Raw genomic sequence first — 19,120 nt, 5'->3', positions numbered from 1 at the left:
CGTGGGCACTCCCTCCGTCAGGGCGCCGCGAGGGGCGCCAGGCTCACCTGGCCGTCCCGCTCGATCCGGAGGCTCAGGTACTGCGATCTCGGGTAGCGCTGCCGCACCTGCGGGTTCAGCGCCGGGTCATCCCGGACAAAAAGTACCCGGTTCCGCTCCAGCGGGTACGCATTGAGCGGGAACGCGAACTTCCATCCCCATCGATGTTCGTCGACGAAGACCAGCGCGTCCGTGACGCCCGCCACATGGACAGCGTCCCGGATCCGGCCGTCCACCCCCCGGTAGAGCTGGCGGTACTCCCGGACCAGGGGCGGGTAGGCGAACAGCACGGTGAAGCACACCAGGGCCGCGACGATCGCGCGGCCGCGGCGGGTCGTCTCTTCCGTCCCGCGTTCCAGCCAGTCGGCGGCGGGACGCGCCATGAGGAGGGCGATCGCGGGGGTGGCCAGGTAGAGGTGCCGGGAACCGTAGGCCACCCCATGGTAGAAGTGCAGGAAGTACACGCCGGTGAGCGAGGCCGCGGCGGCCACGCTCACGCCGAGCCACTCGTCCCAGTCACGGCGGCGACGCACCGCGAGCACCATCGCGGCGATCGGCAGCAGGGGCAGGCCGTAGAGGTCGAGGAACAGCTGGCTCAGGCGGTAGGCGGTCACCACCACGGCATCGGCCGGGGTGAACCCGGGCCACTCCTCGCCGTGGAGCTTGGTCCCCATCTCGGGGCCGAAGCCGAGGCCGAACTGCTCATGCGGGTTCCGGACCTCGAAGTACCGGCTCACCGTCATCTCGGTGGCATGGCCGGTGAGCGCGCGGTTGTAGGCCAGGGTGGCCAGCACGCCGAGGCTCGCGGCCGCCAGCGCCAGCGCAAAGAGCGGCACCAGCCGCGGGCCGCGCCGCAGGCGGAGCAGGCCCTGCACCGCGAAGGGGACCCCGATGGCGACGGTGTCCACCGGGCGCACCAGGAAGCACGCGCCGAGCGCCAGCCCGGCCACCACCGCGTCGCGGCGCTGCTCCAGGCGCAGCAGGCGCGCCCAGCGCCAGCAGAACAGCCCGAACAGGACCAGGGTCGTGGCGTGCGACATGTAGGTGCCGTTCATGAAGACGAGGAACGGCGAGACGGCAAGGAGGAGGATGGCCAGGCGCGCGGTCCGCCCGGTGACACCCGCCTCGTGGAAGAAGCCGCGGAAGCACCACAGCGCCAGCACGCCGAGCAGCGGGTTGACCAGCCACGGGGCGCGGACCAGGAAGCCGAGGGCCAGGAAGGCGGGCCACCCCGGGTTCATGATGCCGTACCACTGGCCATTGTCCACCAGGGTGTGCAGGAAGACGAACGATTCCCGCGGCTCCGGCGGTGGCAGGCTCAGCCGGCCGAGCGCCATGGTCTTCGCCTGGAACAGGTACGCCACCTCGTCGCTCACGTGCGGGAACCCGTCGAAGACCAGCCACCCGGCGAGCAGGCTGGCGAGCATCCCCGCGCCCGCCACCTGCGCAAAGCTGCGCCGGTCGAGCCACTCCACCAGGCGGGCGGTGTGCGGCGCCAGCCCTTCGGCCAGCATGTACAGCGCCAGGAAGCCGACGGTACTGACCACGGTGCGCTCGGCGTACCCGGTCACGTCGAGGTAGCGCCGGGCGAGGAGCGCCAGCGTGCCGGCCACGACGAGGGTGGGCACCACGATGCGTGCCCCGAAGAGGGTGCGGGTGGCGCTCCGCAGGCTCAGTAGCCCGCTGGCGTGGCGCGGAGCCCCGAGCGCGAGCAGCACCAGGAAGACCGTGAGCAGGAGGCCGGTCATGGCTGTGGCCCTCCCGCCTGCTCCATCCGGAAGCGGTGCGCAGCGCCCTGCCGGAGCAGCATGTCACCGAGCAGCGGCACGTCGCGGACCCAGCCCGATCCCACCAGGACCAGCAGCAGGACGAGGGCGGCGCGCGCGGGGCGGGCGGCCGACCGCCAGCGCTCCAGCGGCCCGCCCGTGGCGGTGAGCAGCGCGGCGGCGCCGAACGCCAGCAGCGGGTGCAGCGTCAGGGAGTAGCGGGAGAGGGCGTACGTGGCGCCGAAGAGGAGCACCGTCTGTCCCACCAGGAGCACCGCCAGGCGGGAGAGCGGCGGCCGGGAGTCCAGGAGCAGCCCCGCCAGGCCGGCGAGGACCAGCAGGGCGTAGAAGCCCGCCGACGCCACGGTGACGAGCGGGGTGACCCAGCCCGGGAGTCCCTGGCCGTACCATCCGTTCCGCAGGTGGCGCAGCAGGAAGGAGTCGAGGGTCCACAGGTGCCCCGCTTCCCACAGGCACTTGGCCAGGAAAGCCGCCGGGTCGGCGGCGATGTTGACCTTCGCCTGCGCCATGGCCCCGCCCTGGGCCCGGGCGGCATCGGTCAGCACCAGCTCAGTGTACGGCTGCCCGTCCACGCGGCCATAGCGGCTGGACCAGACGTCGTCCTTGTCCACGAACCGTGCCTCGGGCTGGCTGCCGACGAGGAAGTTGAAGGGGCCGTTGCTGTCGATCAGGATGAACGTCCCGGTCACCCGCTGGTTGCGGGCGCTCCAGGGCAGGATCACCAGCAGGCAGGCCAGGCCGAGCCCGAGTGTCTGCAGCACGGGGCGGGCGAGGCGCAGGCCGTCGGCGCCGCGGTCGCGCCAGGCGTTCCAGAGGAACCACACGCCGATGAAGGGCAGCGAGGTGACGACCATCGGCCGCACCAGCGCGCTCGCGCCCAGCACCAGGCCGGTCAGCGCCACGCGACGCCAGCCCGGCGCCCGGGCCACGAGGAGCAGCTGGTCCAGCGCCACGAGGAACAGGGCGATGAACAGCGTCTCGGACCAGAGGCGGTGGGAAAAAGCCACGAGCAGCGGGTCGAAGGCGAAGATCAGCACCGCCACCCGTGCGGCGCGCTCCCCCGCCTCCCGTGCCACGATCCGGTGCAGGAGCACCGTGGAGGCGAGCGAGAGTGCCACCTGGACCAGCCGGATGCCGAGCGTGCCCGCCCCGAGCCACAGCCAGAAGGCCATGAAGGCCGGGTACCCTGGTGGACGGAAGGTGCCGGCAAAGCCGCGGCCCGCCGCCAGGCCCTGCGCCAGCTCCAGGTACGCGCCCTCGTCCAGGATCGCGTCGTGGTGCCGGACGGCCACCGCAAGGGCCAGCTTGAGCAGGCCCGAGGCCAGGAGGACGGCGGCGAGGAACCGGGGCGTGCCCCACGGCGTGGTCTTCACGGCAGCTCCGACGCGGGGCCGTCCGGTGGGAACTCCGCGACCTCACGGAGCAGCGCCAGGTAGCCCTCGGCGAGGGCGCGTCCCGGCGGGGAGCGGTACAGGTTCTCCCGCTCCTCCGGGTCCGTGGGCCACGCGAAGAGCTGGTGACTCCCATCGGCGTGCTGGATGAACTGGTAGGCCGTGTCGGTGAGCGACCGGAGCGCGCCGTGGGCGCCGGGGTACCACTCCGGCATGCGGATCGCCTTCTGCACCTCGGTGAGGACCGGCGCCTCCGGCGCGGGCACGCTGTCACCGAAGAACCGCTGCAGCGGGCGGCCCGGGAAGGCGCTGCCGGCCGCGGGGGTGAACTCGAGCAGCGTGGCAGGGAGGTCGCGCAGGCTCACGGGCCGGGCCACCCGGCGCGCCGCGGGCACGCGGCCCGGCGCCCAGAGGAGCAGCGGCACGTGCACCGCGTCACGGAACAGCGTGTGCCCGTGCAGGTAGGCCCCGTGCTCACCGAATTCCTCGCCATGGTCCGAGGTCACGACAACGATGGTGTTGGCCAGCACCCCGCGCGCCTCGAGGCTGTCGAGCAGCTGGCGGATGGCGTCGTCGAGCCAGGCGATGGACGCCTCGTAGGCGTCCCGCTCCAGCTGCACGTCGGCCGGCCGCATGCCAGCGTGACGCCCGGCCATCCCCAGCCGCCGGAAGGGGCTCAGGTGGCTGGGGCGGTCGTGCCCGGCGATGCGGCGGAACCAGTCGTCCGGCGGCAGGTACGGGTCGTGGGCGTCGAAGTAGTTGAGGAACGCGAAGAACGGCCGCTCGCCCGTGGTGGCCTGCCAGTCCAGGAATTCCGCGTTGACGACCGCCGCGTGCTTGCGGCCGAGGACCTGATCGGTGCCGAGCCAGCGCCGGAACGCCCGGGTGTCGCTCAGGCGGCGGGTGAGGGTGCAGCTCCGCAGCAGCGTGGCGAGGCCCAGGGGAAAGTCCTCGTACCGCTGGAACCCGCGGGCCAGTCCCTTCTCGTAGTCGGTGTAGATCAGGTTGGCCACGAAGCCGCCGGTGCGGTAACCCCGGGCGGCGAGCGCCTCCGCCAGGGTGGAATCCCGCGCGTCGAGCGGGCGAAACCAGCCGGTGGAGAGCTCATGGGGCCAGCGGCCGGTGAACATGCTGGCGTGGGAGGGCAGGGTCCACGGGGCCGGCGCGAGCGCCTGGTCGAAGACCACCCCTTCACGCCCCAGCCGCTCGAGCTCCGGCGAGGTGGGTCGGGGGTGCCCGTAGAGGCTGAGGCTCGCCGCCCGCACGGTGTCGAGGACCAGGAACAGGATGTTCGGTGCCCCGGGCGCCGCGGCCGGCAGGGCGGCGGCGGCCTGCCGCTCCCGGCGGGCCCGCCCCCCCAGCTGCACCGCGGCCACCGCCAGCAGCGCGACCAGCAGCCAGGGGGCGGCGCGGCGCGCCAGGCGGAGCGTGGCGGCTTCACGGGCCGCCGCGAGGCGAGCCGCCTGCGCACCGAGGCCCAAGGCCAGCAATCCCAGCGCGGCGGGGTGGAGTCGCTGGCCCAGCAGCAGGAAGGTCACGCTCAGCGCGATCCCGGCGGCCGCGGCGAAGACCGTCAGCCACAGCGCGGGGAAGCGTGGCCGCCGCCACGCGATCAGGCCCAGCAGCAGCGCGCCCAGCGCAAAGACGAGCACGTACCCCAGCGGCGCGAGCCACAGGACGTCACGGCTGCGCGCCGTGAACTGGCCCAGCCAGGCGCGCCGCAGCAGGACCGTCGCCACGTCCAGCGCGCCGCCCACGACGCCGAGCCCGGCGGCGAGGCGCAGCAGATCCAGGATGCGGCCCGCCGGTCGGGCATCGCTCACTGGCCGCCCGCCTGGCGGGCTGGGGCCGGCAGCGCCGCCGCGGTCGCCGAGGCCCGCAGCCGGCCCAGCACGTCCGAGTCGGCGGAATCCGCGGCCAGGTTGTGCCGCTCGGCCGGATCCTGGCTCAGGTCGTAGAGCTCCTCGCGCCCCTCGAGGTTCCGGATGTAGTGCCATTGATCGACGACCACCGCCACCAGCGGGCCCTTGGCGCTCGGGCCGCGCGCCTGCCGCTCGGGACTCGCCTGCACGGCGGCGGTGATGGTGTCCGGGACGGTGCGGCCGCAGGCGGGCGCCCGCCAGCACGCGGCGAAGGACTGCCCCGGGAACCGGGGCCGCGCGAGGCCGGTGAGTTCCTGCACCGTGGCGGCGACGTCCTCGAGGCTGGCGGGGGTGCGGACGCGCACGCCCTTGGGCACGCCGGGCCCGAGCATGAGCAGCGGCACGTGCAGCAGGGGGACGTACAGGCTCTGGGCGTGGCCGTGGAGGCCGTGCTCGCCGAAGTGCTCGCCGTGGTCCGAGGTGATGATCACCACCGTGTGCTCCAGGATGCCCTGCGACTCGAGGTCCCGCAGCAGCGCGCCGATCTCGCGGTCGATCGACCAGATGGCGATGTCGTACCGGTCCTGCTCGGTGCGGGTGCCGCCGAAATCGGGGTGCCCCGTCACCGGCAGGAAGTAGGGCTTGTGGGCGTCGAAGAAGTTGAGGAAGCCGAACCAGGGCCGGTCGGGGTTGCGGGCGAGCCAGCGGCGGAACCGGGTCTGGACCACGGCGGCGTCCATCTCGTCCGCCTCGCGTTCCTTCTCGTACCGGCCGAAGATGCGCCCGGCCACCATCTGGCCGGGTACCGACGACAGGAGCAGCTGCCGCACGGTCCGGGGGTGGTCCACGAACAGGTCGAACCCGCGGGCCAGGCCCGATTCCTCGGTCACGTAGAAGAAGTTGGCGGACACCCCGGCGGTGCGGTATCCCGCCGCGGCGAATGCCTCGGCCAGCACCGGCTGGGTCGTGTCGAGCGGCTTGAGCCAGTTCACCGAGAGCGCGCGGTGCGGCTCGCCGGTGAACAGCGTCCCGTGCGAGGGCAGGGTCCACGGGGCGGGCGAGTAGGCCGAGTCGAAGACCACACCCTGGGCCGCCCAGGCCTCGAGCATCGGGGTGGTCGGGCGGTGGTAGCCGTAGAGGCTGAGCGCGCTGGCCCGGACGGTGTCGAGGATCAGGATCAGGACATTCGGCGCGCCCGCCACCGGCGGCGGCGTGGCCGCCAGCCTCCGCCGCACCTGCCAGGGCTGCACCAGGAAGCTGTACGCCGCGGCGATCAGCACGCCCGCCAGCATCACGCTGGCCATCCACCGGACGTGGCGCCGGAGGCCCGCGCTGTACGCGCTCACCAGCCGTGAGCCCTGGATGCCCAGGCCAACCGACAGCAGCACCCGGGCCGCGATGTGCAGGCCATCGCCGAAGGTCACGGTGAGCGCCGAGAAGGCGGAGATCCCGATCAGGAGGCCGGTCACGAGGGTGGGATGCCGGTGCCGGGGCCGCAGGCGCCAGAGCACGATCCCGGGAAGGAACACCGCGCCGTACAGGAAGAGATAGGACAGCGGCGTCATCCAGGCGGTGTCCGGGCCGGCCCAGGTAAACGTCTGCTGGACCACCCGCCGGAACGCCAGGATGCCGACGCCGATCCAGCCCGACCCCAGGGCGAGGGCGGCGTAGAACGCCAGCGCCTCCGACGGCGCGAAGCGCTCCGTGGCGGCCGTGGCGCGGGGTGTCGCGCGGGGTTCGGACGAACTCATGACGGGTCCTCAGGGAGGGGGCGCAGGGCATCCCGCCGCACCAGCAATACGAGCGTCAGGGCGAGCGGCGCCCCATACAGGGGCAGGTCGAACCAGGGTCGCAGGCTCCAGTCGGGCCGGAGCACCCACGCCAGGTCGAGCACGGGAGTCAGGAGCAGGAACGCGAGCGCCACCGCGCTCCAGGGCGTCGGCCACGCGAGTGCCACCACTGGCACCAGCCAGAGCGCAAACCAGGGCCAGACGTGGCCGGTGAGTGTGGCCAGCGTGAAGCCGATGATGGCGGCCGCGCTGGCCAGCCATCCGGCCGCCGTGGGTGCACGGAGGTCCCGCCCCAGGAGGACGGCGACCCCCGCGAGGCCCACCACCGCGACGGCCAGGTCGACGGTCCGCTCGGGCAGGGCGTGCCCCGCCAGGCCGGTCACGGTGGTCACGAAGGTCGTGGGCACCCAGAAGATCCACCGCTGCATGGCGGCCGTCGCCGCCATGAAGCCGGGGCCATCGTAGTACCGACCCAGGCAGAGCGCCACGAGCAGCGCCGCCACCGCCCCGGCTCCCCAGTAGCCCGGTCGCCGGAGCGCCCCGGTGCGGGCCGCCAGCAGGAGTTCCAGCCCGAGCAGCGGGGCCGCCACCAGCTTCGTCAGGCAGGCCAGGACCAGCCAGAGCGGGGTCCAGCGGTGGTCCCGGCGGTCCGCGGCCTCGAGCCAGAGTGCCACGAACATCAGCATGAACATATCGTTGTGGCCCTCCGCCAGGCCAAACAGCAGCAGCGGCGGCAGCCACGCCGTCAGGCAGGCGGTGCGCAGCGCGGCCCGCACCCCCCGCCTGCCGGCGGCCCTGGTCAGGGCGCCGACGGTCACCGCCCAGGCCAGGAGCAGCACCAGCTTGCCCAGGACGAAGGCCGCCGCCGTGCGGTCGCCGGCCAGCACGGCCAGGCCGTGGCTCAGCAGCGCCCACAGCGGTCCGTAGGTGAACCGTTCCGTCTCCTCGAACCCGCCTCCCGGGATCCCCTGGAACGCCACATGGGTGAACGGCAGGTAGTAGGCGTTCTGGCCGACCGCGAACATCCTCCCCCATGCCACCGAGAGCCAGAAGTCCACGGTATAACTTGGCACGGCGCAGCTGGCCACCACACCGAGGGCGAGGCCCACGCCGAGGACCAGGCGGAGCTGGCCGGCGTGCAGCGCCTCGGCCGGCTGGCGCTCCACCCAGCGGAGCAGGGCCAGCATCGCCGCCGTGGCGAGGAGCACCGGCCCGAGGACCGCGACCATCCGCAGGTCGGGATCGGCCAGGGGGCCGGCGCCCCGGGCCGCGAGCCGGATGGCCTCGGCGAAGGCCGGCACCGCGGCGAGCCCCTGACTCAGGTGGTCCAGGAAGGTGATTTCGTCCCGTTGCAGGTAGAGCGTGGGCGAGAACCCGGCCAGCAGCGGCGACAGCAGCACGAGCGCCAGCATCGCCACGAGGCTCAGGAGCCCGGCGCCAAGAATCGTCGCGGGCGGCGGCGATCCCTTCACTGGCCGACCTTGCCCACGGTGCCCGGGGCCGGCACCGGCGCGCTGCCCTGCCAGCCGGGCGTGAGGAGGGCGCGGAGGGCCGCCCGTGCCGAGTCGAGCACCGCCTGCTGCGCCGGCTGGGCCGCCAGGTTGGTGGCCGCCGCCGGGTCGGTCGACAGGCGGTACAGCTCCTCCCGCCCATCCCCCCAGAGCACGTAGTGCAGGTCATGCCCGAGGACGGCGTTCATGGTCCCGCTGGTTACCGGGTCGGAGGGCGGCGTGTTGATGCCCTTGATGATCTGCGCCAGCACCGGGCTCGGCGTGGCGCTGTCGGCGCCCTGCCACAGCGGCGCCAGCGAGACGCCCGGGAAGGGCGCGCCCGGCAGCTGCACGGTGGCCCGGATCGTCTCGGCCAGGTCTCGCAGGGTCACCAGGCGTCGCACCCGCGCCCCCGCCGCAACGCCCGGGCCGCGGAGCAGCAGCGGCACGTGGAGCACCGGCAGGTAGAGGCTGTTGCCGTGCTCCTTCAGGCCGTGCTCCCCCATGTGCTCGCCGTGGTCGGAGGCGATGACCACCAGCGTGCTGTCGAGGATGCCCCGCGCCTGGAGGGAGTCCAGCAGGGCCCCCACATAGCCGTCGGTCAGGTTGATCGCGTAGTCGTACCGGTCCTGCAGCCGGTTGCCGGCGTCCCAGGGGCTCCCCGCCGGGATCCGCGGACGAGGGGCGTGGGCGTCGAAGAGGTTCAGGAAGACGAAGAAGCGCTCCGGTCGCCGCGCGTCGAGCCACTGCAGGAACTCGGCGTTCACCTCCGCGCCGGACTTGGGCTCGTTGTCCCGCCTGAACCGCTTGGTGCCGGTGTAGCGGAGGGTCACGCCGGCGCAGAGGCTGCAGTCGAGCCACGCCTGACGCAGGGTGAACTTGTAGTCGCGGAAGGTCTCGAAGCCGCGGGCCAGGCCGCTCTCGCGGGTGGTGTAGGCCAGGTTGGCGACGAAGGCCGCGGTGCTGTACCCCGCGTCCCGAAACGCCTCGGCCAGCACCCGGTCGGCGGCGTCGAGCGGCCGCAACCAGTCGGTGCTGATCTCCTGGTGATAGCGCCCGGTGAACATCGACCCGTGGCTGGGCAGGGTCCACGACGTCACGCTCATGGCGCTGTCGAAGACCACGCCGCCGCGGGCGAACTCGTCCATCCGCGGAGTGGTGGGGCGGGGGTAGCCGTAGAGGCTCAGGGACTCCGCCCGCACCGTGTCGAGGATGATCAGCAGCACGTTCGGCAGGGCGGTCCCCGCGCGGCCAGCCGCCAGCGCCACGCGGCGGGACCAGAGTCCCGCCCCCGCGCCGGCCGCGGTGACCAGCAGCAGCGCCAGGCTCGCCCGCCGGAGCCCGGGGGCCCAGCGCGCGAACCGGGCACCGATCCACTGCCCGCCCCGGATCCCGACGCCCAGGCTCAGGAGCACCAGCGCCGTGGTGGCCAGCCGGTTGCCGGCAAAGATGAACAGCAGCGTCGCGGTCAGGAGCGTGAGCGCCACCGCGGGGGCGAGCAGGGGAGCCCAGGCCGGCCGGAGGAGGCCCACCAGCAGCAACGGCAATCCCAGCCCCAGGAACACCGCGGCGTATACCGGGGGCGCCACCCAGAGCGCCTCGGGCGGGATGAAGGTGATCTGGTGCAGCGCCACGCGCTGGAAGGCGAACCAGCCGGCATCCAGGAGCCCGGTGAACAGCCCTGCGCCGAGCAGGAACAGGAGGCCATCGAGGAGGCCGACGGTGGCAGGGGTGCGCGGGTCCGTCATGGAGTCGTCCGTGGGGCGGGGGATCGCCAGCTGAGGCCATGGCCGGCGAGGGTCGAGGCCAGCCGGGTGCTGAAGTCCGCGAGCAGCGGTGCCCGCGCCGGTTCCGCGGCGAGGTCCGTCAGCTCCCGGGGGTCACGGCCCAGGTGGTACAGCTCCGCCCGGCCGTCTTCTTCCTCGATGTAGTGCAGGCTGTCGGTCACCAGCGCGGCCACCGACCCGCGCGAGGCGGGCCAATTGGACGGCACCGAGGAGCGCCGGGCCAGCTCCGTCTGGACCACCGTCCCCGGCCGCTCCACCAGCGGGAGCGGGTCGCCGGGAAAGGCCGCGTGCCCGAGCCCCAGCGCATCGAGGACCGTCGCCGGCACCTGGGTCACCCCCACCGGGGTCGTGATCACCCGCCCACCGTGACGTCCCCCCGGCCAGCGGACCACGAGCGGCACCGACGTCTGCTCCTGGTAGAGGCTGTGCCCATGGTAGATCATCCCGTGCTCCCCCCAGCTCTCGCCGTGGTCGGAGGTGATGATCACCAGGGTGTTCTCCAGCAGCCCGCGGGCGCGGAGCGCGGCGAACAGCTCGCCCAGCGCGGCGTCCAGGGACAGGATGGACTCGTCATAGGCATTGCGCAGGGCCTCGAGCCGCTCCGGCGGCGGCAGCTGCATCGTGGCGCCGATCGCCCCGATGTCGATCTCGCGTGCCGTCCCCGCCGTCGTGTCGCCACCGAAGCGGCCGGCGTAGGGCGGGGGCGGCGCCAGCGGCGCGTGCACGTCGAAGTAGTTCACGAACGCGAAGAAGGGCCGGTCGCCGAGCCCGTCGAGCCAGGCGAGCAGGTCCCGGTTGAGCCGGGGGGCCCATTTCCGTCCGGGCATCGCGGTCCACCCGAAGCGCGGCAGCACCTCGTACGCCAGCCGCCGGCCCAGCGTGGTCCGGGCCAGCGCGTCGCCCACGGTGCCGTAGAAGTCCTCGAAGTGGGTGAAGCCCCGGGCCAGGCCGGTCTGCCGCCCGACCCAGAACGTATTCGCGACAAACCCCCCGGTGCCGTAGCCCGCGTCACGCAGCGCCTCCGCCACGGTGGGAAACCGGCCATCGAGGTACGGACGGCGGAGGATGCCCGCCCGGTGCTGGTGCAGCGGCTGGCCGGTGAACATCCCGGCGTGGCTCGGCAGCGTCCACGACGAGGGGGCCGAGGCGTTGGCGTAGCGGACCGCCTCCGCGGCGAACGCCGTCAGGGCCGGCGAGGTCGGACGGCCATAGCCGTAGAGCGACAGGTGGTCGGCACGCTGGGTATCGAGCAGCAGCAGCAGGACGTTCGGGCGGCCGCCCGGGCCCGACGGCAGCCCCGCCAGCGCGCGGCGTTCGCCGAGCCGGCGTCCACCGATCGTGGCCAGCGCCAGCACCGCCACCACGGCGGTCAGCGGAAGCGCGGTGCGGGCGCAGAAGGGCAGCAGCCGATCGCGCCGGGCGCCGTACCAGCGGAGCACCACGGTCGTCACCCCCGCGGCGAGGAGGAGCGCGGCGACCTCCGAGAAGACCTGCCCCTGCAGCGTGGCCACCAGGTAGGCGCCCAGGAAGGTCACGAGGCCGACCAGCCCGAGATCCCACCGCCGCGGCTGGCGTGCCGGCGCCGCGGCGAGCGCCGCCATGGCACCCAGCGCCAGGCCAAGCGTGCCCATGACCAGCGGCGCCATCCAGATGGCATAGGAGGAATTCCCGGTGCGCCAGGAGAGCGCGCCGGGGATCAGGCCGAGGGCCAGCCACTCGACGCCCTCCACCAGGCCCACGACCAGCCCCAGCCACAGGCCGAGGCGCAGCAGGTCGGTGGCGGACGGCGCGCGTGGGCTCACGGGCGCCGGCCCCGCGCGGTGTCCGCGTGCCATGTGGCGGGGATCCTGGCACGCAGCGCGTCGTGCAGGGTATCGATGGTCCCGCGTCGCGCCGGCTCGGCCGCGAGGTCGTGCGTCTCGGACGGGTCGGCCCGGCGATCGAACAGCTCCAGCGCCCCGTCACCATTCACGATGTAATGCAGCCCGCCGCTGAGGACCGCGCTCATGTTGCCCCGGGTCACCGGCTCCGTCGCGGGCGTGTTCACCCCTTTGGGCACCCCGGCGAGGATCGTGTCCGGGGGCGCGGCGCTGTCGCGCCAGGCGCGGGCCAGCGTGGCTCCCGGGAACGGATGCGGCTCCCCCGGATAGGCCAGGTCGAACACCGTCGCGGGGAGGTCGCGCAGGCTCACCTCGCGCGGGATCCGCCGCCCCGCCGGCACCCGCCCCGGCGCCCAGATCACCAGGGGCACGTGCAGCACCTGACTGTAGAGGCTGTTGCCATGCTGGTGCAGGCCGTGCTCCCCGAAGAGCTCCCCGTGGTCGGACGTCAGGATCACGATCGTGCTGTCGAGCACCCCCCGGGCCGCGAGGGTGTCGAGCAGGCGCGCCACCTCCTGGTCGAGCAGGGCGATGGCCCCGTCATACTTGTCGATGAGCTTGACCGGTCCGTTGAACCGCGCCCGGTAGCCGGGCGGCGGGTAGTAGGGATCGTGCGCGTCGAAGTAGTTGAGGAAGGCGAACCACGGCCCCTCGCCGCGCCCTTCCCATGCCAGGAAGTTGTCGGTGATCGCCGCCGCCCGCAGCGGTTCGTAGATGCGCATCCCTCCCCGGAAGAAGGGGCGCCAGCGATCCAGCCGCTGCCCGAGCAGGGTGCTGCGCACGGCGGTGCCCACCGTGAACGGGAAGTCCTCGTAGCGCCCGAAGCCGCGGGCCAGCCCGCTTTCGCGCGAGGCCGCCACCAGGTTGGCCACGAAGCCCCCGGTCCGGTACCCGCGCGAGGCGAGCTCCCCGGCGAGGGTCGGCGCGCTGGTGCGCAGGGGCGTCCGCCAGCCTACCGAGAGGTCCTGCGTGTACAGGCCGGTGAACATCCCCGCGTGCGAGCCAAGGGTCCACGGCGCGGTGCTCATGGCCTGTTCGAAGGTCACGCCCGAGGTCGCGCGGCGGAGCGTCTCCGGCGTGGTGGGGCGGGCGTAGCCGTACAGGCTGAGGCTCTCCGCCCGCACCGTGTCCCAGATGATCAGCAGCACGTTCGGGCCGCGGCCCGACGCCGCGCCGCGCACGGCGCGTCGTTCCCGCAGCCGGTTACCCGCGACGAATCCGACCGCCACCAGCAGCACCGCGGCGACCAGCCACGGCAGGCGGCGGCCGGCCAGCGCCGGCGGGGCCACGCGACGGCTGTACTGGAGCCCGATCCCGACGGCCAGCAGCAGGTGCGCCGACCAGTGCAGCAGGCCTCCGAACAACAACGCCGAGAGCACCGCCGCGCCCAGGAACCCCGCCACGCCCGCCAGGCGGGCCCAGGAACACAGGCGCGGGGCCAGGCGGATGGCCAGGGCCGCGGCCACCGCGAGGGGGATCGCCGCCGTCAGGTACACCAGGGGCGCCATCCAGAGGACGTCGGCCGGCGCCCACACGGACTGGTGCTGCACGAACCGGCGGAAGGTGAGGATCGCGCCCTCGACCAGGCCGGTGAGCAGGCCGGTCCACAGCAGCAGGCGCGCGCCATCCATGGGACGGGCGGGGGTGGTTTGGGTCATGGGAGAAAGTGGACGCGGTCCATCATCGCGCGGAAGACGGGAAGCCGGGCCTGCCCCACGCTGTCCGGCGCCAGGTTGTGCGCCTCCAGCGGATCGCGCTCGAAGTCGAAGAGGCGTTCGTCCCGGGTGTCGAGGTTGCGGATGTAGCGCAGCCCCTCGCTCGTGAGCACGGCGAGGTTGCCCTGGGCGGCGGGATAGAACTCGGGCTGCCGGATCGCGCGCCGCACCCCGCCCAGCAGTGAGTCCGCCGGCACCGTGTCACCGAGGGCGCGGGTCAGCGAGCGCCCGGGAAACGCCGGACCACCGCGAATCCCCGCGAGGTCGAGGATGGTCGCCGGCAGGTCGCGCAGGCTCACCGGGGTCCCCACCCGCCCGCCGGCGGGGAGCCGCGCCGGGTAGCGGACCACCAGCGGCACCTGCATCGCCTGGCGGTAGAGGCTGTTGCCATGATCGAACAGTCCGTGCTCGCCGAATTCCTCGCCATGGTCCGAGGTGATGATCACGATCGTGCTGTCGAGCAGCCCGCGGCGCTCCAGGTCGGCCAGCAGCTGCCCGAGCTCCCGGTCCAGGAAGGCCAGCCCGCCATCGTACGCGTTCACCGCCCAGGCGGTCTTCTCCACCCGCGCCGTGTCGCCCGGCTGGGCGGTGCGCGCGGGGCGCGGGTCGGGCTGGGTGCCCTCCGGCACGAACATCCGGTCGTAGGGCGCCGGCGGCAGGTAGGGCCGGTGGGCGTCGTAGTAGTTGAGGAACAGGAAGAAGGGACGGTCGGTCGGCCGGCGGTCGAGGAACCGCGAGGCGCTCCGGTTGATCTCGGCCGCCCCCTTCCGCCCCAGGGCGTCCTCGGCCCCGAGGAACCGCTTCACGGTGCGGTTGCGGCTCACCACCCGGACCAGGGAGCTGTTGCGCAACAGCAGCCCCGGGCTGAGGACGTAGTCCTCGAAGGTGACGAACCCGCGCGCCAGCCCGACCTCCGCCGAGACGTAGTTGAGGTTGCCCGAGATGCCGGCGGAGTAATAGCCCGCGCGGCCGAGCGCTTCGGCGATGGTCGGCGGCCCCGGCTCCAGGGGCTCCAGCCAGTCAGCGCGCAGCTCGTGCGCCCAGTGTCCTGTGAACATCGAGGCGTGCGAGGGGAGCGTCCATGGCGCGGTGGAAAAGGCGCGGTCGAACGTCGTCCCGCCCGCGGCGAACCGCGCCAGCCCGGGCATCGTCGCGCGTCCGTAGCCGTAGAGCTCCAGGTTGAACGCCCGCACCGTATCCAGGACGATGAGCAGCACGTTGGGGGCCCGCAGGCCTGCCGGTCCCAGCGCCCGGGTGGCCGCGCGCTCGGCCAGCGCCTGGCGGCCCCGCACCCCGGCAAACAGCAGCAGCACCGCGCCGGCCAGGATCGGCAGGGCTCGCCGGGTCACCGCCGTGAGGCGCTCCTCACCGAGCCCGGCCGCCCACCGTCCCGCCTGGACGCCGACGCCCAGGGCCAGGGCCAGCGCCGCCACCCGGTGCAGTTGCGCGAAGATGTAGAGCATCCCGAACGTGCCGAGAAACAGCCCGGTGCCCACCAGCGTGGCGCTGGTGATCCGTGACCAGAACTGCGCCGCCACCCAGCAGATGAACCCCAGGCCGAGGAACAGCACGGCGTTGACGAGCGGCGCCGTCCACAGCACGTCCGGCCCGAGGAACAGGAACTCGTGGAGCAGGGCGTGGCGGATCCAGTGACCGGCAAGCTCGAGGAAACCCGCCAGGAGGCCGGTGCTGAGGGCGATGGCGAGAAACCGGCGAAGACGGGGCATGAGCTCTCGGGTTGACTCCAGAACGATCAGGGCGCGCGACGCACCGGCGGGCCCATGACCCGGTCCAGCTGCTCGGTGAGGGCGGCCCGCTGGGTGCTCCACGCAGGGAGCGGCGCCAGGTTGCGGGTTTCCAGTGAATCGGTGGCGAGGTCATAGAGCGCGATCCCGCCATCGGCCTGCCGGATCAGGTGGAGGTCTCCCACCACGACACCCTGCAGGTCGCCCAGACTCGTCGCATCCCAGGTCGGTCGGTTCCGGGCCAGGCGGGTCTGGACGTACAGGGTGTCCGGCGTGGCGCTTCCCTTCAGCCAGAAGCGGGCCAGCGAGGCCCCTGGAAAGGGGTTGGCCCCCCCAGGGGCCGCCAGGTCCAGGATCGTGGCCGGCAGGTCCCGGAGGCTGACCCGATCCCCCACAACTACGCCCGCCGGGATTTGTTCGGGGAGCGCAAGGATCGCCCCCACGTTCAGCGCCTGCTGGTTGAGGGTGTGGCCGTGCCCGTACAGCCCGTGCTCGCCGAATTCCTCCCCGTGGTCCCCCGTCACGATCACCAGCGTCCGCTCCAGTTCCCCCCGCGCCGCCAGGCTGTCCAGCAGCCGGCTGATCTCCCGGTCCAGGGTGGCCAGCGCCTGGTCGTAGGCGCGCTCCTCCCGCGGGCGGTCGTCCGGGTGGTCGCCGCCGTGGCGGCTGGGACGGGGCGGGGGATACGGCGGGGTCCCGAAGGCCGTATCAAAGGGCGCCGCCGGGAGGTAGGGATCGTGCGCGTCGAAGTAGTTGAGGAACGCGAAGTACGGCCGGCCCGGCGCCCGGTCGAGCCAGGCGAGCAGCGCCGCGTTGACCTCCGCCGCGGTCTTGCGGTGGTAGCCCTTGTAGTACGGGGCGAGCAGCGGCTTCACCCAGCGGCGGCTGGTGAGCCAGCTGGTCCAGGCGGCGCTCCGGGCCATCTGGGTGAGGCTCACCGGCACATCCTCGAAGTGGGCGAAGCCGCGCCCCAGCCCGACGCTCCGCCCCGCGTAGGAGACGTTGGCCACGACGCCGGCCGTCCGGTACCCACGCGCCGACAGGGCCTCCGCCAGCGTGAGCGTCGAGTCATCCAGCGGAATAGTCCAGCTGGCGCTGAGCTCGTGCGCCCAGCGCCCGGTGAAGATCCCCGCGTGGCCCGGCAGGGTCCAGGGCGCGGTGCTGATGGCATTGTCGAAGCGCGCGCCCCGCGCCGCCAGGGCGGCGAGGCCGGGCGTCGTCGGTCGCGTGTAGCCGTAGGCGCTCACGTTGAGCCGCCGGGCCGTGTCGAGCACCAGCAGTAAGACGTTGGGCGCGCCGGGGCGGGCCGCCGGCAGCGCGGCCAGCGCGCGGCGCTCCCGCAGCCAGTAGCCCCCCGAGACCCCGAGGGCGAGCAGGGCGGTGACCGCCCCCGCGAGCAGCGTCACCGTCGGCAGCCATCGGCGCACCCGGTCCGGCCGCGCGCCCAGCGCGCGTGACCCCTGCACGGCACAGCCGAGCGCCAGGAGGTCCACGGTGTAGACGGAGAGCGTGGCATCGAGGACGCGGAGGGCCGCCGCAGCCGTCAGGAACAGGAACACGAGCAGTGCCCGCGGCAGGGTCACCAGTCCGGGGCGGACCGCCGCCAGCAGCACCAGGACGGCACCCGCCAGCAGGAAGAACGCGGCGTTGGCCACCGCGGGCATCCACAGGGTGAACCACCCCAGCGGGAGCATCCCGTCGCAGCAGGCGTGGCGGATGAACTGGCTCGCGGATTCCAGCAGGCCGGCGACCAGCCCGCACCCGGTGGCCAGGAGCAGGAGATCCCGCGGGCCTGGCGTATCGCGCCCGTTCATGGCGCGGGCCGGTAGCCCGTATGGAGCCGCGCCGGGCCCACCTGCGCGGTGAGGACGGCACCCAGGGCATCCGCCCGGGCCATCCCCGTAGGGGTCCCGATCAGGTCCGACGAGGTGAGCGGGTCGGTGGCGAGGTCATACAGCTCCCGGCGACCGTCCGCCTCGCGCACCAGCAGGTCGTTCCCGGCGAGGAGTCCGTGCAGGGTGCCTTTTGAGGTGGGATACCAGGGCGGATTGTTGGCAGCGAAGCGCGAGCCCGCGTAGAGCGTGTCGGCAGCCGGGTCCGGGGCGCCCCAGGCGTGGGACAGGGGAGCGGCCGGGAAGGGCTGCGGAGCGTCGGGGGCCGCCAGCGCCATGATGGTGGGGGCCAGGGCCTGCAGGCTGACCCACGCCGGCACCCGGAGCCCCGCCGGGACCCCGGGGCCGGCCACCAATAGCGGGACCTGGAGCATCGGAAGGTACAGGGTGCTGCCATGCCCGTAGATGCCGTGCTCGCCGAAGGCCTCGCCGTGGTCCGCCGTCACGATCACGATCGTGCGCTCGAGCAGTCCCCGCGCCGCCAGTCCCGCGAACAGCTGCCCCAGGTCGTGGTCCAGTGAGGCGATGGCCTGGTCGTACGGGCGCATTTCCCGGGGGCGATCGAGCCCGGGACCGTCGGCGCGGGTCGGCAGCATCGGCCCGTACGTCGGGCTCGCGAACAGGGTGTCGAAGGGCGGCTGGGGCCGGTAGGGGTCGTGCGCGTCCATGTAGTTGGCGAACGCGAAGAACGGCCGGTCTCCTCCCTGGTCCACCCAGGCCAGCAGCGCGCGGTTGATGTCCGCGGCCGTCTTCCGCACGTAGTTGATCCGCGCCTCCGGCAGCCAGCCGCCGAAGGGCAGGGCCTTGTAGAGCTGCCCCGGCAGCTTGGCGCTCACCAGCACCTGCGGGAGCGACACCAGGTGCGCCTCGTAGTGCCCGAAGCCCCGTGCGATTCCCGCCGCCGGGGTGGTATGGGTGAGGTTGGCCACGAAGCCGCCGGTCCGGTAGCCGAGCCGGTCGAGCGTCTCGGCCACGGTCGGGTAGCGGGCGTCGAGCGGCACCAGGTGGTCCGCGGTGAGCTCATGCTCCCAGCGCCCGGTCATCATGCTCGCATGGGAGGGGCGGGTCCACGGCGCGGTCGCGATCGCCCGGTCGAACACCACCCCGCGCGCCGCCAGCCGCTCCAGCTCCGGGCTGGTGCGGCGCGCGTACCCGTACACCGAGAGGTTCATCGCGCGGACCGTGTCCAGCACCAGCAGCAGGACGTTGGGCCTCCCCGCCTGCGCGGCCGGCAGGGCGGCCAGCGCCCGCGCTTCGTTGCGCCGATCCCGCCAGATGACGCCGCCGGCGATCGCCGCCACAAGCAGCGCGCCACCCCACGCAGTCCGGTGCAGGTGCCGCCGACGCGCGGCCAGCCAGGGGCCGAGCCCCTGCCCGGCGCGGACGGCAATGCCCGCGGCGACCAGGTTCACGGTCCAGACGCCCAGCAGGTTGTCCAGCAGCCGCAATCCTGACAGCACGGCCAGCCCTGCCAGGAGGCCCGTGAGCGCGCGCCACGATCCGAGCCAGCGCCAGGCCCGCCCCACGGCCCAGGCCAGCCCCCCGGCCAGCAGCAGCAGGACCGCCATGGCCACCGCCGGCATCCAGGCCAGGTGCGCCCCGAGCATGAGGCGCCCCTCGCTTGCCGCGGAGATATCGCTGAGCAGCAGGAGCAGCTCGAGCGTCCCCCCGGCGATTCCGAGAACCAGGGCCAGGGCCCCGACATCCCCCAGGGTAGGGGACTCCTCCATTCGGGTATCGTC

At 73.4% G+C, this 19,120-nt stretch carries 11 protein-coding genes; all 11 read right to left on the bottom strand.

All coding sequences use genetic code 11. The annotated features are described in order from the left end of the window. Positions 1–17: 17 nt before the first annotated feature. From IPJ95_16645 to IPJ95_16595, 11 genes are read right to left on the bottom strand one after another with little or no spacing between them, the layout of a single operon-like run. On the bottom strand, positions 18–1,787 hold the full coding sequence (locus IPJ95_16645; GenBank protein ID MBK7925227.1) for a hypothetical protein: 1,770 nt from the start codon (positions 1,785–1,787) through the stop codon (positions 18–20). Further along, the gene (locus IPJ95_16640; GenBank protein ID MBK7925226.1) at positions 1,784–3,199 is read right to left on the bottom strand and encodes a glycosyltransferase family 39 protein; all 1,416 of its coding nucleotides are present in this window, start codon (positions 3,197–3,199) and stop codon (positions 1,784–1,786) included. The genes IPJ95_16645 and IPJ95_16640 overlap by 4 nt, the downstream gene beginning before the upstream one ends. Continuing rightward, positions 3,196–5,040, bottom strand: coding sequence for a sulfatase (locus IPJ95_16635; GenBank protein MBK7925225.1), 1,845 nt, complete (start codon positions 5,038–5,040; stop codon positions 3,196–3,198). The genes IPJ95_16640 and IPJ95_16635 overlap by 4 nt, the downstream gene beginning before the upstream one ends. Next, on the bottom strand, positions 5,037–6,830 hold the full coding sequence (locus IPJ95_16630; protein MBK7925224.1) for a sulfatase-like hydrolase/transferase: 1,794 nt from the start codon (positions 6,828–6,830) through the stop codon (positions 5,037–5,039). Before IPJ95_16630 ends, IPJ95_16635 begins: the two co-directional genes overlap by 4 nt. Beyond that, positions 6,827–8,341, bottom strand: coding sequence for a hypothetical protein (locus IPJ95_16625; GenBank protein MBK7925223.1), 1,515 nt, complete (start codon positions 8,339–8,341; stop codon positions 6,827–6,829). The genes IPJ95_16630 and IPJ95_16625 overlap by 4 nt, the downstream gene beginning before the upstream one ends. Further along, positions 8,338–10,107 carry a sulfatase gene (locus IPJ95_16620; GenBank protein ID MBK7925222.1) on the bottom strand — a complete coding sequence of 590 codons (1,770 nt, stop codon included), beginning with the start codon at positions 10,105–10,107 and terminating at the stop codon, positions 8,338–8,340. The genes IPJ95_16625 and IPJ95_16620 overlap by 4 nt, the downstream gene beginning before the upstream one ends. Then, positions 10,104–11,981, bottom strand: coding sequence for a sulfatase (locus IPJ95_16615; GenBank protein MBK7925221.1), 1,878 nt, complete (start codon positions 11,979–11,981; stop codon positions 10,104–10,106). Before IPJ95_16615 ends, IPJ95_16620 begins: the two co-directional genes overlap by 4 nt. After that, the gene (locus IPJ95_16610) at positions 11,945–13,684 is read right to left on the bottom strand and encodes a sulfatase-like hydrolase/transferase (GenBank protein ID MBK7925220.1); all 1,740 of its coding nucleotides are present in this window, start codon (positions 13,682–13,684) and stop codon (positions 11,945–11,947) included. Before IPJ95_16610 ends, IPJ95_16615 begins: the two co-directional genes overlap by 37 nt. Further along, a complete protein-coding gene (locus tag IPJ95_16605) occupies positions 13,681–15,468 on the bottom strand; it encodes a sulfatase (GenBank protein MBK7925219.1) in 1,788 nt (595 codons plus the stop codon). Before IPJ95_16605 ends, IPJ95_16610 begins: the two co-directional genes overlap by 4 nt. Before the next feature lie 26 nt (positions 15,469–15,494). Beyond that, a complete protein-coding gene (locus tag IPJ95_16600) occupies positions 15,495–17,300 on the bottom strand; it encodes a sulfatase (protein ID MBK7925218.1) in 1,806 nt (601 codons plus the stop codon). Beyond that, complete coding sequence (locus IPJ95_16595) at positions 17,297–19,108, bottom strand: sulfatase (GenBank protein MBK7925217.1); 1,812 nt, start codon at positions 19,106–19,108, stop codon at positions 17,297–17,299. The genes IPJ95_16600 and IPJ95_16595 overlap by 4 nt, the downstream gene beginning before the upstream one ends. Between the last annotated feature and the right edge of the window lie 12 nt (positions 19,109–19,120).

The organism is Gemmatimonadota bacterium, assembly GCA_016713785.1.
GTDB lineage: Bacteria > Gemmatimonadota > Gemmatimonadetes > Gemmatimonadales > GWC2-71-9 > JADJOM01.
Note: the sequence above shows the minus strand (reverse complement) of the source record. Positions and strands in the feature narration are given on the sequence as shown.

Bases quoted from the DNA above. Each gene is read 5' to 3' on its own strand.
- IPJ95_16645 (MBK7925227.1), bottom strand. From the start codon at position 1,787: ATGACCGGCCTCCTGCTCACGGTCTTCCTGGTGCTGCTCGCGCTCGGG.
- IPJ95_16630 (MBK7925224.1), bottom strand. From the start codon at position 6,830: ATGAGTTCGTCCGAACCCCGCGCGACACCCCGCGCCACGGCCGCCACG.
- IPJ95_16620 (MBK7925222.1), bottom strand. From the start codon at position 10,107: ATGACGGACCCGCGCACCCCTGCCACCGTCGGCCTCCTCGATGGCCTC.
- IPJ95_16615 (MBK7925221.1), bottom strand. From the start codon at position 11,981: ATGGCACGCGGACACCGCGCGGGGCCGGCGCCCGTGAGCCCACGCGCG.
- IPJ95_16610 (MBK7925220.1), bottom strand. From the start codon at position 13,684: ATGACCCAAACCACCCCCGCCCGTCCCATGGATGGCGCGCGCCTGCTG.
- IPJ95_16605 (MBK7925219.1), bottom strand. From the start codon at position 15,468: ATGCCCCGTCTTCGCCGGTTTCTCGCCATCGCCCTCAGCACCGGCCTC.
- IPJ95_16600 (MBK7925218.1), bottom strand. From the start codon at position 17,300: ATGAACGGGCGCGATACGCCAGGCCCGCGGGATCTCCTGCTCCTGGCC.
- IPJ95_16595 (MBK7925217.1), bottom strand. From the start codon at position 19,108: ATGGAGGAGTCCCCTACCCTGGGGGATGTCGGGGCCCTGGCCCTGGTT.